This is a genomic window from Nitrospira sp., assembly GCA_030692565.1.
Classification (GTDB): Bacteria; Nitrospirota; Nitrospiria; order Nitrospirales; family Nitrospiraceae; genus Nitrospira_D.
This window is the reverse complement of the sequence record JAUYAO010000058.1, coordinates 602,116-617,731: the sequence shown is the minus strand read 5'-3', so window position 1 is coordinate 617,731 and position 15,616 is coordinate 602,116. Positions and strand designations below refer to the sequence as shown.

At 55.1% G+C, this 15,616-nt stretch carries 17 protein-coding genes; 7 read left to right on the top strand and 10 right to left on the bottom strand.

Annotated elements, in window-relative coordinates:
• Positions 1-24 precede the first annotated feature (24 nt).
• Positions 25-621 carry a lytic transglycosylase domain-containing protein gene (locus tag Q8N04_19730; protein ID MDP3092909.1) on the bottom strand — a complete coding sequence of 199 codons (597 nt, stop codon included), beginning with the start codon at positions 619-621 and terminating at the stop codon, positions 25-27.
• A 1,168-nt stretch (positions 622-1,789) separates the two neighbouring features.
• Here Q8N04_19730 and Q8N04_19725 point away from each other — a divergent pair.
• Together Q8N04_19725 and Q8N04_19720 are read left to right on the top strand one after the other, a co-directional pair.
• The gene (locus tag Q8N04_19725; GenBank protein MDP3092908.1) at positions 1,790-2,167 is read left to right on the top strand and encodes a hypothetical protein; all 378 of its coding nucleotides are present in this window, start codon (positions 1,790-1,792) and stop codon (positions 2,165-2,167) included.
• Between the two features lie 218 nt (positions 2,168-2,385).
• Complete coding sequence (locus tag Q8N04_19720) at positions 2,386-3,321, top strand: GGDEF domain-containing response regulator (GenBank protein MDP3092907.1); 936 nt, start codon at positions 2,386-2,388, stop codon at positions 3,319-3,321.
• Positions 3,322-3,333: 12 nt separating this feature from the next.
• Here Q8N04_19720 and Q8N04_19715 read toward each other — a convergent pair whose 3' ends face one another.
• Positions 3,334-4,122, bottom strand: a complete 789-nt coding sequence (locus Q8N04_19715; GenBank protein ID MDP3092906.1) for a right-handed parallel beta-helix repeat-containing protein — start codon at positions 4,120-4,122, stop codon at positions 3,334-3,336.
• A gap of 250 nt (positions 4,123-4,372) precedes the next feature.
• On the opposite strand from Q8N04_19715, the gene ybgF reads away from it, so the two are divergent.
• The gene (gene ybgF, locus Q8N04_19710; protein MDP3092905.1) at positions 4,373-4,873 is read left to right on the top strand and encodes a tol-pal system protein YbgF; all 501 of its coding nucleotides are present in this window, start codon (positions 4,373-4,375) and stop codon (positions 4,871-4,873) included.
• Between the two features lie 35 nt (positions 4,874-4,908).
• Here the strand turns inward: ybgF and Q8N04_19705 are convergent, their stop codons facing one another.
• Together Q8N04_19705 and Q8N04_19700 are read right to left on the bottom strand one after the other, a co-directional pair.
• On the bottom strand, positions 4,909-5,418 hold the full coding sequence (locus tag Q8N04_19705) for a DUF2726 domain-containing protein (GenBank protein ID MDP3092904.1): 510 nt from the start codon (positions 5,416-5,418) through the stop codon (positions 4,909-4,911).
• Between the two features lie 17 nt (positions 5,419-5,435).
• Complete coding sequence (locus Q8N04_19700) at positions 5,436-6,617, bottom strand: anhydro-N-acetylmuramic acid kinase (protein ID MDP3092903.1); 1,182 nt, start codon at positions 6,615-6,617, stop codon at positions 5,436-5,438.
• Between the two features lie 188 nt (positions 6,618-6,805).
• On the opposite strand from Q8N04_19700, the gene Q8N04_19695 reads away from it, so the two are divergent.
• The 4 genes from Q8N04_19695 to Q8N04_19680 all read left to right on the top strand — a co-directional run bounded on the left by Q8N04_19695 (position 6,806) and on the right by Q8N04_19680 (position 10,308).
• Complete coding sequence (locus Q8N04_19695; protein ID MDP3092902.1) at positions 6,806-7,711, top strand: metal ABC transporter substrate-binding protein; 906 nt, start codon at positions 6,806-6,808, stop codon at positions 7,709-7,711.
• 46 nt (positions 7,712-7,757) lie between these two features.
• Complete coding sequence (locus Q8N04_19690; protein MDP3092901.1) at positions 7,758-8,549, top strand: metal ABC transporter ATP-binding protein; 792 nt, start codon at positions 7,758-7,760, stop codon at positions 8,547-8,549.
• A gap of 14 nt (positions 8,550-8,563) precedes the next feature.
• Positions 8,564-9,388: a metal ABC transporter permease gene (locus Q8N04_19685; protein MDP3092900.1), complete on the top strand. Its 825-nt coding sequence runs from the start codon at positions 8,564-8,566 to the stop codon at positions 9,386-9,388.
• Between the two features lie 278 nt (positions 9,389-9,666).
• Complete coding sequence (locus tag Q8N04_19680) at positions 9,667-10,308, top strand: outer membrane beta-barrel protein (GenBank protein MDP3092899.1); 642 nt, start codon at positions 9,667-9,669, stop codon at positions 10,306-10,308.
• Positions 10,309-10,480: 172 nt separating this feature from the next.
• On the opposite strand, the gene Q8N04_19675 is transcribed toward Q8N04_19680, so the two are convergent.
• From Q8N04_19675 to atpD, 6 genes are all read right to left on the bottom strand, one after another.
• Positions 10,481-10,912, bottom strand: a complete 432-nt coding sequence (locus Q8N04_19675; GenBank protein ID MDP3092898.1) for a GNAT family N-acetyltransferase — start codon at positions 10,910-10,912, stop codon at positions 10,481-10,483.
• Positions 10,913-11,250: 338 nt separating this feature from the next.
• Entirely contained in the window at positions 11,251-11,673 is a 423-nt protein-coding gene (locus tag Q8N04_19670; protein MDP3092897.1) for a hypothetical protein, read from the bottom strand.
• A gap of 47 nt (positions 11,674-11,720) precedes the next feature.
• Complete coding sequence (locus tag Q8N04_19665) at positions 11,721-12,686, bottom strand: RluA family pseudouridine synthase (protein ID MDP3092896.1); 966 nt, start codon at positions 12,684-12,686, stop codon at positions 11,721-11,723.
• A gap of 258 nt (positions 12,687-12,944) precedes the next feature.
• Positions 12,945-13,361 (bottom strand): PilZ domain-containing protein, encoded by a 417-nt coding sequence (locus tag Q8N04_19660; GenBank protein MDP3092895.1) that lies wholly within the window; start codon positions 13,359-13,361, stop codon positions 12,945-12,947.
• A 241-nt stretch (positions 13,362-13,602) separates the two neighbouring features.
• Positions 13,603-14,025, bottom strand: a complete 423-nt coding sequence (locus tag Q8N04_19655) for a F0F1 ATP synthase subunit epsilon (protein MDP3092894.1) — start codon at positions 14,023-14,025, stop codon at positions 13,603-13,605.
• A 131-nt stretch (positions 14,026-14,156) separates the two neighbouring features.
• The gene (gene atpD / locus Q8N04_19650) at positions 14,157-15,599 is read right to left on the bottom strand and encodes a F0F1 ATP synthase subunit beta (GenBank protein MDP3092893.1); all 1,443 of its coding nucleotides are present in this window, start codon (positions 15,597-15,599) and stop codon (positions 14,157-14,159) included.
• Positions 15,600-15,616 lie beyond the last annotated feature (17 nt).

The following is a 15,616-nucleotide window of genomic DNA, read 5'->3' as shown; positions in this document are numbered from 1 at the left end:
ATTCCCTCAATCGTAGGATCGTGCTTATCGGTAGGCCGTCCCACCCGCCGTTATCAGAAAGTCTGGCTCCTGGGAGCGATAGTCTCGATAGTAGCCCATGACTTTCCTCACATATAACTGGGTTTCTTTGAACGGGGGAATCTGCCGGTACCGATCGACTTTTTTCTCTCCAGCGTTGTAGGCCGCGAGTGCCAGCCGAATATTCCCGTGAAAGCGATCCAGGAGGTAGCGAAGGTGTTTCGCTCCACCGCCAATATTGTCGCGGGTATCATAGAGGTTTCGCACACCATGACGAATTGCCGTTTCGGGAATCAGCTGCATCAATCCCACCGCTCCGGCTTTTGAAATCACAGTTGGGTCAAACGACGATTCGGCCTTCATGACCGCGAGGAGGAGTGCAGGGGACAGCCGATATTCCCGCGCGTAGCGGATCACCGCTTCTTCTAACTCTTGATCTGAGACTGCCGTATGGTATCGAGGCTTGAGGATGATTTCCCCAAAGCGCTGATCCGCCGGGACGTTGGTCACATGTACTGTTCCAGTAGAACTCACGTACCCGTAGAGTTCCCCGTCTGCGAGAACAGCGGGCGCTGCAACGGCAACCATAAACAGGCCGACCATGAGCCTAATCCCGATCCGTCGAGCCCAGACGCCATTCCCGGACGTTTCGGCTCTCCGCCTACAGTTAGAATCATTGAGAGTTGTGGGAATCATTTGCGCTCCCTCCGGTGCTCAGCTTGCCATGGGGGCCCGTTGCGTCAGGGCTCCTCACGCCTGGTCTATCCGCATGGATTGTGCCATTACACAAGAACCATCCGTCAATGAACTATTCAACACTTTCAACCAGATAGATACGCCTACACCTCCAGACTTATGTAGGGGAAGACGTCCATGGAGTAGCCGCTTTTCGTCATTGCGCCACACTTTGTCGCTTCGATGAAATGGCCCGAATATTGTCCAATGAGTGGCCGCGATATGCTCGATCAATGACTCCCGTTGTGCTACGGTTGCTTTGTGATTCGCAAGCTCGGAGACGCACTGGCAAGAGGGTTGAGTAAAAAAGGGGGCATGATGAATCAGCGACCACGGTTCCTTCGAGCCATTGCCCTGTGGGGGGTTCTCTTTTTCATAAATGGCTGCGCGAGTGAATATAATGCCTTCCATACCCAAACGGGAGACCCCATCCTCCTTTCACGGCGAGCCTACTCAAAGGAAACCTGCCTGCAAAAGATTCAAGCAGAGGGTGCTCGCCTTGGAGTTACCTTTCGCTATGTTCATGTGCGAGGCTCATTTTTTGGTCAATCCCTTCTGTGGCCGTTTGAAGGTGGGTATGCCTGTGAGGCAGCCATAGGACCGGAAGGGAAACCTAGGGGCATTTACCCGCTCGAAGACTCGCCGCTGCTTGCGCACAGTGAGTGAACTTCTCCCGCATCCACTACTCAAACGACTGGCACGAAAAATATTTTCCTTCCATACTCACGATTAGTAAGAATTCTTCTCTTTCAGACAAAGTCTCTGTTGACAACACTCCCTATAGCGCAGTAATACTCGATCCTCCACAGAATATGGGGGCGTGCGGGCACAACGCTCCTTCTCGCACTTCTGCTCATGGGAATGCGGGCAAGTCGAAGGGAGGTGGACCCAGGACTCTGGCACAAAGGGGTACAGGCCAGGTCCATGAACAACAGAACAAGAGTGCTGTACCGTCAGCATATGCATGCAGAAAAATCTGTGGTTCTTGCGCCATCCGTTTTACAAAAATCTGTTGGATTAGAAACAAGGAGTACGTATGGAAGACTTGGTGATTGAAGAAGAAGGCACCTCCTCCGCATTGACCATTACTCTCGGTGATTTTCTCGTCTTTATTAATTGGATGAATCAAACTGAAAAGGCTCTTGAGCGCGCGGAAGCTTTACCCACAATGCCTCAGCTCGATTCAGGTAAGGTGCGCGGCTGGATTCAATTGGTTCAGCGCCTGGAAGAGCGCTTCCGTCGGAGCGAGGAAAAGAAATTGGCGATGGAAGCGAATGTCATCGCGCAGGAAGCCCAACTTGGCCAGCTCTTGTCACATCTCCACTCAAATATCGCTTCCTTATATGAAAATCTCGGGCAGTCACAAAAAGCCGAAGAAGTCCGCCGGCGTGCTGAAGCCCTTCATTCCGCATAGCCCCACATAGGACATCCCGGAGAAGCAGCAACACCGCTTACTTCTCCGGGCCCTCCTCACAGTCGCCGCTCCCTAGGTATTCGGCTTTCATCACTCCCTACTATTTCTGACATTTCCTTGTGAAGACATAGACTTTGGCTATACTTGAGCCAGCGCTGCTGACGCCTTGATCGGAAAGGCGCAACTCGACACTGTTTTCTTGCACAGAGGGATCAGGATTGAGCCCTTCAATAATCAAATTGCTGCTCGTCGAAGACAATGATGTCGATGCCCACCTCACTCGGGATATCCTGGCTGAATGGAGCATTGAGCAATTCGACATCACGCACGTCACGCAACTCAGCGAAGCGTTTGCCCATCTTGCACGAGATCGCTACGATGCCATCCTGCTAGATCTGTCCTTGCCCGATGCCTATGGCTTGCCCACCCTGAAACAGGTTCAAGCAACAAGCCCCACCATCCCCATTATTGTCCTCAGCGGAGTCAGCGACCAGGCCCTATCCCTCCAGGCTGTGCAACAAGGCGCCCAGGACTATCTCGTCAAGGGGCAGGGCCATCCTGAATTGCTCGCTCGCTCCATCCGCTATGCCATCGAACGGAAGCGGGCAGAAGAACGGATGACGTACCTGGCGCAGTACGACCAGTTAACCGGCCTGGTCAATCGGACCTTATTCCGCGATCGGCTCATCCAGGCCATGGCGCGAAGCAAACGACTCCAACGCCCGCTCGGCTTGATGTTGTTAGATCTCGACCGGTTTAAAGCGGTCAACGATACGATGGGACACGATGTTGGCGATTTGCTGCTTAAGTCAGTGGCAGACCGGCTCAAACTCTGTGTCCGAGAAGTAGATACAGTAGCCCGAATGGGTGGAGACGAGTTTACGATTATCCTGGAAGGTTGCTCAGCGGAACAGGACATCACGATCGTGGCTCAACGGATTACCGAATCCCTGAGCGAGCCCTTCGAACTGGGCCAGCACCGCCCATCGATTGGCGTCAGCATCGGGATCACCATCTACCCCTCTGACGATCACGATATCGACGACCTCCTGAAACACGCCGATGCCGCGATGTACCGCGCCAAACAAAAAGGTGGCAGCACCTTTCATCTGCACACATCCGATGCCAAGCCGCACTCCCCGCTTGTCTCGTAGCAGTCACCTCTGCTAGCGACCGATGTCTTCCAACGGTTGGTCCGTCACCACATACGCTCCTCGGGGATTACGCACAAGATCATTGGCGGTGACCAATTCGGAGGGAGCCGGATTGGGATGCGCATCAGGCGTTACCACGACCCCCCAGTGCTGATTATCCCGGCAAACATTATCCGCCAACAGGGCGCCTCCATGATGAAACAGCAGGATGCCGCTTAGCATGTTCCCCTCACATTGATTGCGGACGATATCGGGGCAAGTCCCGGCATCACGGACGGCAATACCAAAATGATGATTGTCGAAGCACCGGTTGTCTACTACCCGAGGTTGAGCTCCAGCAAACACGAAAATCCCTGACTCCCGGTTCAGACAAACTTCATTGCCGGAGAAGGTTGCCCGACATTCCGGGCCATACAGCACCACACCTGACAAAATCCCTTCCATGGCGCGACAGTCGGAAATCACGCAGGTGCTATCCAGAACGTTGATGGCCGAATGTTGATCGCTCCCCACATAACGAAATGCGATGCCTGAAACTCGCCCAGATGGAACCCGCTGCATGTATAAGGGCCCACCGCGACGGGAAAAGATCTGCACCTGATCGCGCCCGGCACCAATCAACCGCACCGGACGGTCGGAGATGAAAATCTTATCTTCATAAATGCCTGGTCTAATATAGATCTGATCCTGCTCCTCCGCATGACGAAGCGCGTCACTTGGGAGGGAATAGCAACGCGGATCTCTTGCATCGACAATCAGCGTTTTGCCGCCAGCTGGATTGGATGGTACCGGCTCATCCATGCTTAGCTCCTTCTTTTTGCTCCAGCCGTAACAGCGTAGCATTAAAGTCACACTGGGCAAAAATGGACTCGTACAATTCTGTCATCATTCAGAGCCTCCGGCCGAATTGTGTCAGAATAGTTCTGATCTGAATGCCAGAACACCTCTATTTTTCACCGTTTTGAGGACTCTGCTCTATCTTCCTCGTGGCATACCGATTGCGTTATCCCCCTCTGAAGACCCGAGGGGGCTGGCTAGTTGGAGGAAAACCATGAAGAAGCAATTGCGCATCGGAATCCTCGTTGCAGTGAGCGCCCTGCTCTTTTCGCCAAATATCCCACTGGCGGCTCAAGGCCAAATGCAAGACAGCTCCCGCCGCCTATATGATCGAGTGATGGAAGAATTCAAGCACCGGGACTATGAAGCGGCGCTCGCAGGATTTCGTTTCTTTATCGAAGTGCATGGGCACTCCGCCCTTGCTGCAAATGCCCAATATTGGATCGGAGAATGCCAGTATCGATTGGGGCGCTATAAGGATTCGCTCGCCTCGTTCTATAATGTCGTCTCGTATTATCCACTCAGTCCGAAGCTGGCGGCCTCCACTCTGAAAATCGGGCAAGCCTATACGAAACTCGGCGACCAGGATAAAGCCCGCATGATGTTTGAACGCGTGGTCGACCAGTACCCCGACAGTTCAGAAGCCGAGCTTGCCAGGAAGGCTATCGACACCACCAACGCCAAATCTGACCCGGTCTCACACACGCTTGAATAACACGGGTCCAAGTCCGCCTACGGCCCCTCCAACCACTACAACTCATCCGCCTCGCATCCGAGCATGGATGCGAGCGCTGGAACGGTATAGGACTTCTGCACACGGAGAGTTACAAGCTTAATCCCGGCAGCATCTAGCACCGACTCGATCACCCGCTGTCGGCTTTCTTGACCGCCCCGCGAAGCAATATCTTCCACTTGCACAACCTGCTCAACCTGCCTCGTCCCCGGGTGTACCAGGACAAACGCCACACGCTTCAGCGCAATCTGTCGAAAAGCCTGTGCCCGAACTTCTCCAACCGCCTCAATTCGAACAAAAGCCCAGAGCGGGACTTGCGAAAAGACAAGATACTGATCCTGAACCGCTAGCCGGATAAGGTTATAGAGCAAGACTTCTTGCTCCGTCAGCAACGGAGCGGGGACTACCTTAGTCCCTGCCGGAAAGACTGGGCCCTGACTCTTCCCCTTGTCTGACGAAGGGCTCCGTTTCCATAGCAACAATGCCAGCACAACCACTGCGAGAGAACCAATGAGAATGACTTCCATGCGCTACGTGCGGCCCTTCAAGATGAGATTTTCAGCCGGCGCATCCACCCCGGTCCACCGGGAACAATGCAGCCCAGCAAAGCCAGGTGACTCGCGCCAGTGACAGCAGGAACATTGCCGCACTGGTCCATCACTGTTTGATACGCCAGAATGGCAAACGCGACCGCCTCGAACGCTTTACTATCCCACCCAATCGCGTCGAACGTCGTGACAGGGGCCGGTGAAAATACGTCGGCAAGATGCGTCATAATGGCCCGGTTCCGCACGCCGCCCCCACCGACGATTACTTCGTCGATTCCACCATGAATCCATCGCCTTGCCGTCCCTACAGACTCGGCTGTCCAACGACTGCAGGTAGCCAGGAGGGTTTCGATCGAAAGCTGTCGCGCCTCCTGAATGGCCAGAAGCTCCTCTACCATCGGTGCGCCAAATAGTTCTCGTCCAGTCGATTTGGGAGGATGCTTTGATAAATATGGATGCGCCAGCAACTTCGTCAGCAACCGACCGTCCGGCTTCCCGCGGGAGGCCAGGCGTCCGTCACGATCCATCGAGACCCGTCCGTCCGTCGCCCGGTACATGAGGCCGTCCAAAACCATATTGGCCGGACCGGTATCAAACGCGATGACACCGCCCACTCCTTTCCCGCGCGGCAGATAGGTCACGTTGCTGATGCCGCCAAGATTCACTACCAATCGTGCACGCCGGGGATGGCGGAACACGAGCGCATGCACGCCGGGAGTCAACGGTGCACCCTGGCCACCGGCAGCGATGTCACGCGGGCGAAAGTTAGCCACCGTAGTAATGCCCGTTCGCTCAGCAATCACGGCAGGCTCGGCGATCTGCAGGGTAGACCGGATGGCTCCAACCCCGGCATCCTTCACTCCATGAGGCAAATGGTGAACCGTCTGGCCATGAGAACCGATTAAGTCGATGTCCTTGGGCCGAAGCCCGGCGGTTCGAATCGCACCGAGAGCCGCATTGGCAAACCATTCGCCGAGCAAGGCATTCAAGTGACAAATTTCTGCAACAGACCCCGAGGCCGAGGCCGCAAGAATCCGCTGTTGTAGAGATCGCGGGTACGGCAATGCGTGGAAGGCGATGGTGTGTATATCCAGACCCTTCCGTGATCGCGTGATCTCGACTAGTGCGGCATCAACTCCATCACCAGACGTACCAGACATCAGTCCTACCACTTTCATAATCTTGCTTCCCTTTCTCGATAGGCCTCGCGCAGACGCCGCCGCTACGCTAATGGAAGTCGGGCATGCGGTCAAGCCATTGCGCCACCAGTCCATTTTATGTGAGCGTCGGACCAATTCGTTGACATCACAGAACCCCGATGCTACCGTCCCCGCCCATGTTTGTCCTATTTCGAATGTCTTTCACAATGATTCGCACAGCCGTATGCTGCCTCGTGGCGTTCATGCCGTCGCATGCCCTGGCAACTTCCCTGCCCCCCTTGAACGTCGTCGTCACAATCCCGGTCCTGAAGGATCTCACGCAACAAGTAGGCGGTCCGTACGTCCATGTCACGTCCCTCCTGAGCGGCTATGAGAATGAACACACCTATGCACCGAAGCCCAGTGATTTGATCGCGGTCAGAAAAGCCCGGGTGCTTTTTGAAGTCGGCATCGGGCTAGAGATCTGGGTTTCAGCCCTGGTGAAGAACGCCGGAAGCCCTTCGCTGCTTGTCATCACAACCTCCGATGGCATCGGGTTGATCCGTGATCATGCCGATCTGGAGGTTGTCCAACCGGGCGATCATCAGCATGCCAACGGCGGCAATCCCCATGTGTGGATGGATCCGGAGAGTGTCGCCACGATGCTCCGTCACATTACGGAGACTCTCATCAAGCTAGACCCGGCGCATGCCAACGAGTTTCGCGACAACCAGGCCAAGTATCTCCGACAGTTGGATCAACTTCGGAAAGAGTTGTCCGAACGAGTCAAGCAGCTGACCGATCGGCGTTTTATCGCCCACCATCCGGCCTGGCCCTATCTGGCTAGACGGTTCGGGTTCGACATTGTGGCCACGATTCAAGCCCAATCGGGCACAGAACCATCGGCCCTTCAGATTCAGTCGCTCGTCGCCAAAATTAAAAAGGACCGTATCAAGGTCATCGTCTCCGAAATCCAGTTGAGCCAGCGGATCCCTGAACTCTTGGCGAAAGAAGCCAAAACCCGCGTGATTGTCCTCACAACACTACCGGGCGGACTCCCCGGCACCGAGACCTACCTCGACATGCTTCGCTATAATGTGCTCCAATTGGCCAACGCACTGGAGGCGACATAACGATCGTCCTTGGTGCGGCTCAGCGCCGGAAGGAGCCTAGTTTTCCGTGTCCGAATCATCCAACCCGATTATCCAATTTGACCACGCGACCTTTGGCTTTCCCGGAGTCATTGCGCTCCAGGATATTTCGCTCTCCATCGGCATGGGAGAGTTTGTCGGCGTCATCGGGCCCAACGGCTCAGGCAAGACTACGCTCTGCCGTGCGGTGTTGGGCCTCATGGCGCCACTGAGCGGACATTTGCGTATATTTGATTGCGCCTGCGGCGAGCTACGTTGCCACCACCGAGCCCAGATCGGCTACCTTCCTCAGAAGGGCGTCGTCGATCGGAACTTTCCGGTCACCGTCCTTGAAACCGTCATGATGGGTCGCTACGGCACCTTGGGCCTCTTCAAACGAACGACCAAGAAGGACCAGGCCATTGCCCTCGATGCCCTCGCCCACGTGGGTATGGACGCGCATCGAGATTCAGCACTCGGCCATCTGTCCGGCGGCCAGCAACAGCGGGTATTCATTGCCCGGGCCCTGGCTCAGCAACCGAAAGTCCTTCTGCTTGATGAGCCGACCACCGGCCTTGATATCACCACCCAGCACAACGTCATAGAACTCGTTGCCCATCTGCATAAGGAACTAGGCTTGACCGTGCTCTTGATCACACACGATATCAATATGATTCGCCCGCACGTTGACCGGCTCGTGCTGCTCAAGACCCGCCTGTTTGCCGCCGGTCTCCCTGCCGAAGTGCTGAAACCCGACATCCTCCGACAGGTCTACGGAAAGGATCTGGTGATTACCGAGAAAGATCTCGTGATCGTTGAGGACTATCATCACCGTCATTGAACCGCCTGCTTTCTATGCTTGAACTGTTTACCTATGATTTCATGCAGCGTTCCCTCCTTGCGGCGGCGATGGTGGGAGGGCTCTGTTCGGTTATCGGCGTGTTTGTGGTATTGCGCGGGCTCGCATTCGTCGGGGCGGGAACCGCCCATGCCGCGTTTGCAGGAGTAGCGCTCGGCTACCTGATGGGTTGGCCACCACTGCTCCTTGCGATTATTTTTGGCTTGGCCACGGTCTGGATTACCGGCTGGGTGGAAGAAAAAGGCCGAATGAAGCTGGATGTGTCGATTGGGATTCTCTACACCACCACCATGGCGCTGGCGATTCTCTTCATCGGACTGATGAAAACCTACAACGCAGAGGTCTATGGCTACCTATTTGGCAGTGTATTGTCCGTCACGAGTGAAGAGCTGCGGACTATCGGGGGGCTCAGCATACTGGTGCTGGGCCTGATCCTCCTCTTTTCGAAAGAGCTGTACTTCATCGCCTTCGATCAGGAAATGGCGGAAGCCTCTGGCGTCCCCGCTCGAAAGATCTTTTTCCTGCTCTTAACGTTGGTCGCCCTTACGGTGGTGATTTCGCTCAAAACCGTCGGGGCCATCCTGGTATTTGCCATGATTCTGATTCCGGCTTCGACGGCCTACCAACTCACTCACAGCCTGCGCACCCTGACGATCTACTCCATTCTCATCGGCATCTCGACCTCGGTTTCCGGCGTCCTGATTTCCGCAGTCTGGGATATTCCATCCGGTCCAGCCATTGTACTGTTGGCCACTTCTATCTTCTTTCTCGCAATCTTGTTCTCCCCAAAACGTGAACGGCCCTTGGCTCCGGCCGCCTAAGATCATCAATATCAAGTTGTGATCTTCAAGAATGTCCATTCGACGCTCCCCTAAGTGAAGGCCCATGACTACAGTGACTGTGTTGTTATGGAATCACTCGACAGGCGTCACGCGGGGCCCCTGCCCCGAAATATTCTGATAAGGTGTGGCCGGTGAAGTAAATTGAGTATAAGTTGCGCATTTCTTCTTCCGTTGGTAATTCGGTATAGGATTTGCGAATTAGTCGGTTAGATTATCGTATTTGTCTCACAAATGTTTCAGGGAGAATCTACATGTCTATGAAGTTTCGTCGACGGGTCATGGTCGGTATGTTGCTTGCGTCATGCAGCCTGATCGTTCTTTTAGGCAACCCTGTCTTCGCGCAAGACAGTAAAGACAATTTCGGTGGCATCGAGCCGGGGAAATGGGTCCTCGGAATGCGCGCTGGCTTCGCCCCATTGACACAAAGTCTGACGGCGAATTCCTCTACCGATGTCGGTTCGTTGGTGAACTTTCAGGCCATGTATAGCTTAAATAAATGGCTGCTCGTCGGAATGATGTTGGAGTGGGAACGTCATGCGATCGACCAAGATCGTCCGCAGCGCGACCTGGGACATCAAGACACAGTATCACTGCTGCCAACTGTAGAGCTCCGGCCAGTGAACTTTGGCTCGCTGAGCCCTTATGTCAACATGAGCTTCGGCGTGAATGTGAATGGCTTTGGTGGGAATTCTGGATCCAGAATTAGTCCCAGCAACACCTTGGCCTGGCGATTGGGATGGGGAGCGGATTACATGATCACAAAGCAGTTCGCTTTGAATGCGGAAATGGCCTACAAACGAAATGACGGGCATACCACATCGCCAGTGAATGGAGCGCGGAATGATGACTGGAACGCCTCGTCCTTTGGGTTCCTCTTCGGGGTGAAGATGTATTTCTAAAAGCCGAGAGCATCAGCAGATCATACAAGGCAGGATGTCTTGAACAATCAGACATCCTGCCTTTTCTTTTCTGCAAACGACCCGTTCGGTCAGCCTGCCGTGGCGCGTTCTAACGCGATCCTGAGACAACGATACAGTATCACTGGGTGAAGCGGAAGGACGTGCTGGCGGGTTATTCCATCCGAGCGTTTTGGTTGCGGTTCCAGACCATGCCGGTCTGTTCCTTCGAACTGAATCCCAGCTTTTCGTAGAAGCCCGGCCGGCGGGTGCAGAGCCAGAAAAGCTCCACTTTCTTCAACCGCGGATGATGAAGAATCCGTTGGACGATTTCAGCTCCGATGCCCTGCTTCTGATAGGCTTCGTCCACGATCACATCCCAGATGGTTGCGCGATAGACGAAATCCGTGAGGACGCGGCCAAAGCCAACCAGGTGATCGCCGTCCCAGGCACACAAGGCTACATCGGTGTGGCGAAGCATGTCGCGGGCATCATTCAGCGTCCGCCCCTTGGCCCAGGGTGCCTGCTGAAACAAGGTCAATAATTGTTCTGGTTGGAGAGACTTCTTCTCTGAAAATGTTACCGTGGTCTTGAGCGTAGGGGGCATTGTGTACTAGAGTATCTCCTGTTGAGCGACTGCTTTTGAATTTGAAGTGTACGAGGAAACCGATGTCAACGCAAGTCCGTAGCTGTCCCAAATGCTTCCAGTTGATGTGGCTCAAACAGAGCGAGTTTGAACTCGTCGACGTGGAAACCGTGAGGGCCAAATGTCCCCACTGCGGCTCTACTGTCCGTTTTCGGCTTGTCAGCGAAGGCGACAATGCGGCGGGCCCGAAAATGGGTCACTAAGAGGGGCCGCGACTCGTTTCATCGTTCCCTCCACGGTCACCCAGGCCCCTCTAATCAGATTGGTTTTGCTCTGAGCATTTCAGCGCCCGGCGGGAGCTATAACCCTCGTCCTGAGCCATCCAGTTCAGGTTTGTTTCCAGGAAGTATTTTGTGGAGAGCGGCGCGGTATTCTGCAACCCGCTTTTCGTCTATCCGGCCCACTTCGATTTCTTTATCCCGCTGCATACGCTCCACATGATCGAGCACCGCGAGTAAGGGCTGTACGGCTCCTATTAAATTCCCGACCTCAAAGGCTTCCAATGAGGCCACGAATGATTCGTTCAAGCCTTTGTAGGGCGTACCCGTACTCTGACCGCGCACGCGAGAGACATTCTCTTCATAATCCTCCACAGCCTCTAGCTTGGGCTTCACACCAGTTGGCACCGCCGATAGGTGCACAATGGGCGGCAACTTCGCGGCATAGGCTTTCAGCTGAGCCGAGAGGGCGCCGATTGCATCAAGAATATCAGCAGTTTGCATACCATTCTCCTCTCAGGAGTGGGTGTTCATCCGGTGCAGATCACCACTCATGATTCTTTGTTCACCTTCGATGCTCGTATCTGTTGAAGCGCTTGGGTCACCGTCTCCATATCGGATGGGAACGGGCGAGTAAAGTCCTGTCGCATCCCGGTCGTGGGGTGCGTGAAGCCGAGTGTTCGAGCATGGAGCATGACACGCGGAATCTCCACCTCATCAATCGCGCAGACCTTTCGGCCACCGTATGTCGGATCCCCAAGTATGGGGTGACCGAGGGAGGTGAGGTGGACCCGGAGCTGATGTGTGCGCCCCGTCCGAGGGTAGAGGAGGACATGAGATGCCACTTTGCCATACCGGTGATCCACCTGATATTCCGTCGCAGACTCCCGTGGACTGGTGGTTCTCGTGGATATCTTTTTGCGCTCTTTGGTGTCCCGACCGATCGCCAATTCGATAAGGCCGTGGCCTTTTTTAGGAATGCCCCAGATCAAGGCCTCATACACCCTTGTAATCGTATGCTCCTTGAACTGTGCGGCGAGATGTCGATGCGCTTGATCCGTCTTGGCAATCACCATGACGCCGGAGGTTTCCTTGTCCAGGCGATGGACGAGTCCCGGGCGTTCTTTTCCCCCGATCGCTGAGACGGTTCCTCCGGATGTCTGAAAGTGATGGAGCAGCGCATTGACCAGAGTCCCAGTCCAATTCCCCGGCGCCGGGTGAACCACAATGCCGGACGGCTTGTTGAGCACCAGGAGACTGTCGTCTTCAAAGAGGACTTCCAGGGGGATCGCCTCTCCCTGAAGTGCAAGCGGCTCGGGCTTCGGCACATCCATGGTAATTCTGTCGCCCGGCTTGATCTTCTGGCTTACCTTGACGACCTGCTCGTTGATGCGAATGCGCCCAAGTTCGATCAGGCGCTGCAAGGCGGATCGGGAAATATCTCGTTGATGATTGGCGAGAAAGATATCCAGACGTTTAGGCTGCTCGCCGACAGTGACGATGAATTCTGTGTGCATGAGAGAGAAGCTACTGGAGCCTCTGACGAAAATCAATGTGGCCTATCAGGATATTGCTTACTCTCTTCCTCGGGGACTTCGCACTATCGGCTACCCCCTTCCGGTTGGGCTACCGCCATCTCTCTTTACCAGGGAGCAGGCGCATTCCGCATTCATCCACAAGCACAAGCCTGGCAGTGACAGAGATCAGATTGGAATCGAGATCATTGAAGAGCACGCCGTTGCCATTCTCTGATCCGTCTTGGATGAAGATGGCATCTACATTTTCAACCGGAGACAGATTCGTTCGTGCCCTGCCGGCGCATTGAGTTTCTTAGAGAGTAAGAAGTGATCGAGTCGGAGTCGTGACCGCGGATCGATGAGAACTGACTCCACCCCAAAGCGGCTGCCTTTGATCCACACCACGCGGACCTCATCAATGAAGAGCGGCCCTTCATCGTCAGGCAAGGCAAGACAGAGCGTTAGGCGCATTCCTAGTTCCACTGGCTGATTGCCTTCGATCCCGACGCCTTCTTGAGATATATCGATAGCCGTCCCTTCCCCTACAATCAACAGGTTCTCGGTGAATCCAGAATAGGTCAGATGGCAAGAAACGGTCACTCGTTCTGACCGACGAAGCTCTTTGGCTACATCCGCATACATAACTGCGGTCAATCCTTGAGTTGCGATTCCCATATCCGTTCCCCCTTCAGCTTAGTTATGAATCATCCTCAATCAAAGGATGCCATGCGAACCACCTCCTGTCTGTGACACAAAGGTGGGTAGGGGGTCGCGCGGGTCACGATTCGTCCAGACCCATTCCTATCGGTTATGTTTGGATAGTGAACGGAGAATCACAAATGCTACGCCAGCGAAAGTGAACGTGAGTCAACCTCGACTGTCTGGAGAAGAAATGAATCGAGAAGGTGAGAGCGGTCTAAGCGTGGCTTGGTTTGCGAGCGCGTTCGGCGATCTTCTTACGAAGACGGGCTTTCTCAAGGCTGATTTCGGCTTCTTTGACTTCCGAAGGAAGGCCGCCGGCCTTGAGCCGCTGTTCGGCTTTCTCAACCGCGGCTTGAGCGCGACCGACATCAATATCCTCGGCCTTCTCCGCGATCTCTGCCATGACCGTGACCTTAGTCGGAGTGACTTCGGCATAGCCCCAGAGAATCGCCATGTGGTGAGTCTGATCGCCGACACGATATCGAAGCTCGCCGATCCGAAGCGTGGATAGGAAGTAACAATGGCCTGGCAACACCCCGAATTCGCCTTCCGAGCCAGGCGCGATGACTTCATCCACCTGCTGACTCAGCAGCTGCTTCTCCGGAGTCACCACCTCTAATAAAATCTTTCCAGCCATCTCTTCCTGTTTCCTCGCTCTCTACTCAGAAGGCGGGAGGATCGATGCGTCCTCCCCTGCGCGCATGCAACGAGGGTCTTCCGAGACCGCGCGTTGCGCGAGCAAGGAGGACGCTCGATTCACCCGCCGCCCTATACCTTCACACCCATCTTTTCGGCCTTTGCCACGGCTTCCTCGATCGGACCCACCATGTAGAACGCCTGCTCCGGGAGATGGTCGTACTTCCCCTCGAGGATTTCCTTGAAGCTGCGCACCGTATCCTTCAGCTTCACATACTTGCCTGGCGATCCGGTAAACGCTTCGGCGACATGGAACGGCTGCGACAGGAATCGCTGGATCTTCCGCGCACGAGCCACCGCCATCTTGTCGTCTTCGGACAGTTCGTCCATACCGAGAATCGCGATGATGTCTTGCAGATCCTTATACTTTTGGAGCACGGACTGGACGCCGCGGGCGACCTTGTAGTGCTCTTCCCCGATGACTTGCGGATCGAGAATACGTGAGGTGGAGTCCAGCGGATCGACCGCCGGATAAATACCCAATTCCGCCAACTGCCGGGACAACACGGTGGTGGCGTCCAAGTGGGCGAACGCCGTCGCCGGCGCCGGGTCGGTCAAGTCGTCGGCAGGCACGTAGATGGCTTGCACCGAGGTGATCGATCCACGCTTCGTCGAGGTAATACGTTCTTGTAGCTGTCCCATCTCGGTCGAGAGGGTGGGCTGATAGCCGACGGCGGACGGCATACGTCCGAGCAAGGCCGACACCTCTGAACCGGCCTGGGTGAACCGGAAAATATTGTCGACGAACAGGAGCACGTCCTGATTTTCTTCATCACGGAAGAATTCCGCGACGGCCAAACCGGTCAGTGCCACGCGAAGACGGGCTCCGGGCGGCTCGTTCATCTGGCCATAGATCAATGAGACTTTGGACTTGGTGAAATCGTCCGGATCGATGACTTTCGACTCCTGCATTTCGTGCCAGAGGTCGTTACCTTCACGGGTCCGTTCACCGACGCCGGCAAACACAGAGAAACCGCCGTGATGCAGCGCGATGTTGTTGATCAGCTCCATGATAATGACGGTCTTGCCGACACCGGCGCCGCCGAAGAGTCCGACTTTTCCACCCTTGCTGTACGGCTCCAGCAAATCGACGACCTTGATGCCGGTCTCGAGCACTTCAGTCTTAGTGTCCTGATCTTCGAGTTTCGGAGCGGGTCGGTGGATCGGATAGGTCTTCTTGGCGTTGATCGGACCCTTTTCATCGACCGGTTCACCGAGCACATTGATGAGGCGGCCGAGCGTCTCACGGCCGACGGGCACAGAGATCGGCGCGCCGGTGTCATGGACATCCATTCCGCGCGTCAGACCATCGGTGGTCGACATGGCGATACCGCGGACCCGGTTTTCACCGAGGTGCGTGGCGACTTCCAGCGTGATCCGAACAGCCGGCTTACCGGCAGCCTTATTTTCTTCCTGGATCACTTTCAGCGCGTTGTAGATGTTCGGCAGTTGGCCGGGAGGAAACTCCACGTCCACCACGGGCCCGATGACTTGAACGACTTTTCCTGTGCTCACGGCTGACTCCTTCTTCA

Bases quoted from the DNA above. Each gene is read 5' to 3' on its own strand.
- Q8N04_19730 (MDP3092909.1), bottom strand. From the start codon at position 621: ATGGTCGGCCTGTTTATGGTTGCCGTTGCAGCGCCCGCTGTTCTCGCA.
- Q8N04_19725 (MDP3092908.1), top strand. From the start codon at position 1,790: ATGGAAGACTTGGTGATTGAAGAAGAAGGCACCTCCTCCGCATTGACC.
- Q8N04_19715 (MDP3092906.1), bottom strand. From the start codon at position 4,122: ATGGATGAGCCGGTACCATCCAATCCAGCTGGCGGCAAAACGCTGATT.
- ybgF (MDP3092905.1), top strand. From the start codon at position 4,373: ATGAAGAAGCAATTGCGCATCGGAATCCTCGTTGCAGTGAGCGCCCTG.
- Q8N04_19705 (MDP3092904.1), bottom strand. From the start codon at position 5,418: ATGGAAGTCATTCTCATTGGTTCTCTCGCAGTGGTTGTGCTGGCATTG.
- Q8N04_19700 (MDP3092903.1), bottom strand. From the start codon at position 6,617: ATGAAAGTGGTAGGACTGATGTCTGGTACGTCTGGTGATGGAGTTGAT.
- Q8N04_19695 (MDP3092902.1), top strand. From the start codon at position 6,806: ATGATTCGCACAGCCGTATGCTGCCTCGTGGCGTTCATGCCGTCGCAT.
- Q8N04_19685 (MDP3092900.1), top strand. From the start codon at position 8,564: ATGCTTGAACTGTTTACCTATGATTTCATGCAGCGTTCCCTCCTTGCG.
- Q8N04_19680 (MDP3092899.1), top strand. From the start codon at position 9,667: ATGAAGTTTCGTCGACGGGTCATGGTCGGTATGTTGCTTGCGTCATGC.
- Q8N04_19675 (MDP3092898.1), bottom strand. From the start codon at position 10,912: ATGCCCCCTACGCTCAAGACCACGGTAACATTTTCAGAGAAGAAGTCT.
- Q8N04_19670 (MDP3092897.1), bottom strand. From the start codon at position 11,673: ATGCAAACTGCTGATATTCTTGATGCAATCGGCGCCCTCTCGGCTCAG.
- Q8N04_19665 (MDP3092896.1), bottom strand. From the start codon at position 12,686: ATGCACACAGAATTCATCGTCACTGTCGGCGAGCAGCCTAAACGTCTG.
- Q8N04_19660 (MDP3092895.1), bottom strand. From the start codon at position 13,361: ATGGGAATCGCAACTCAAGGATTGACCGCAGTTATGTATGCGGATGTA.
- Q8N04_19655 (MDP3092894.1), bottom strand. From the start codon at position 14,025: ATGGCTGGAAAGATTTTATTAGAGGTGGTGACTCCGGAGAAGCAGCTG.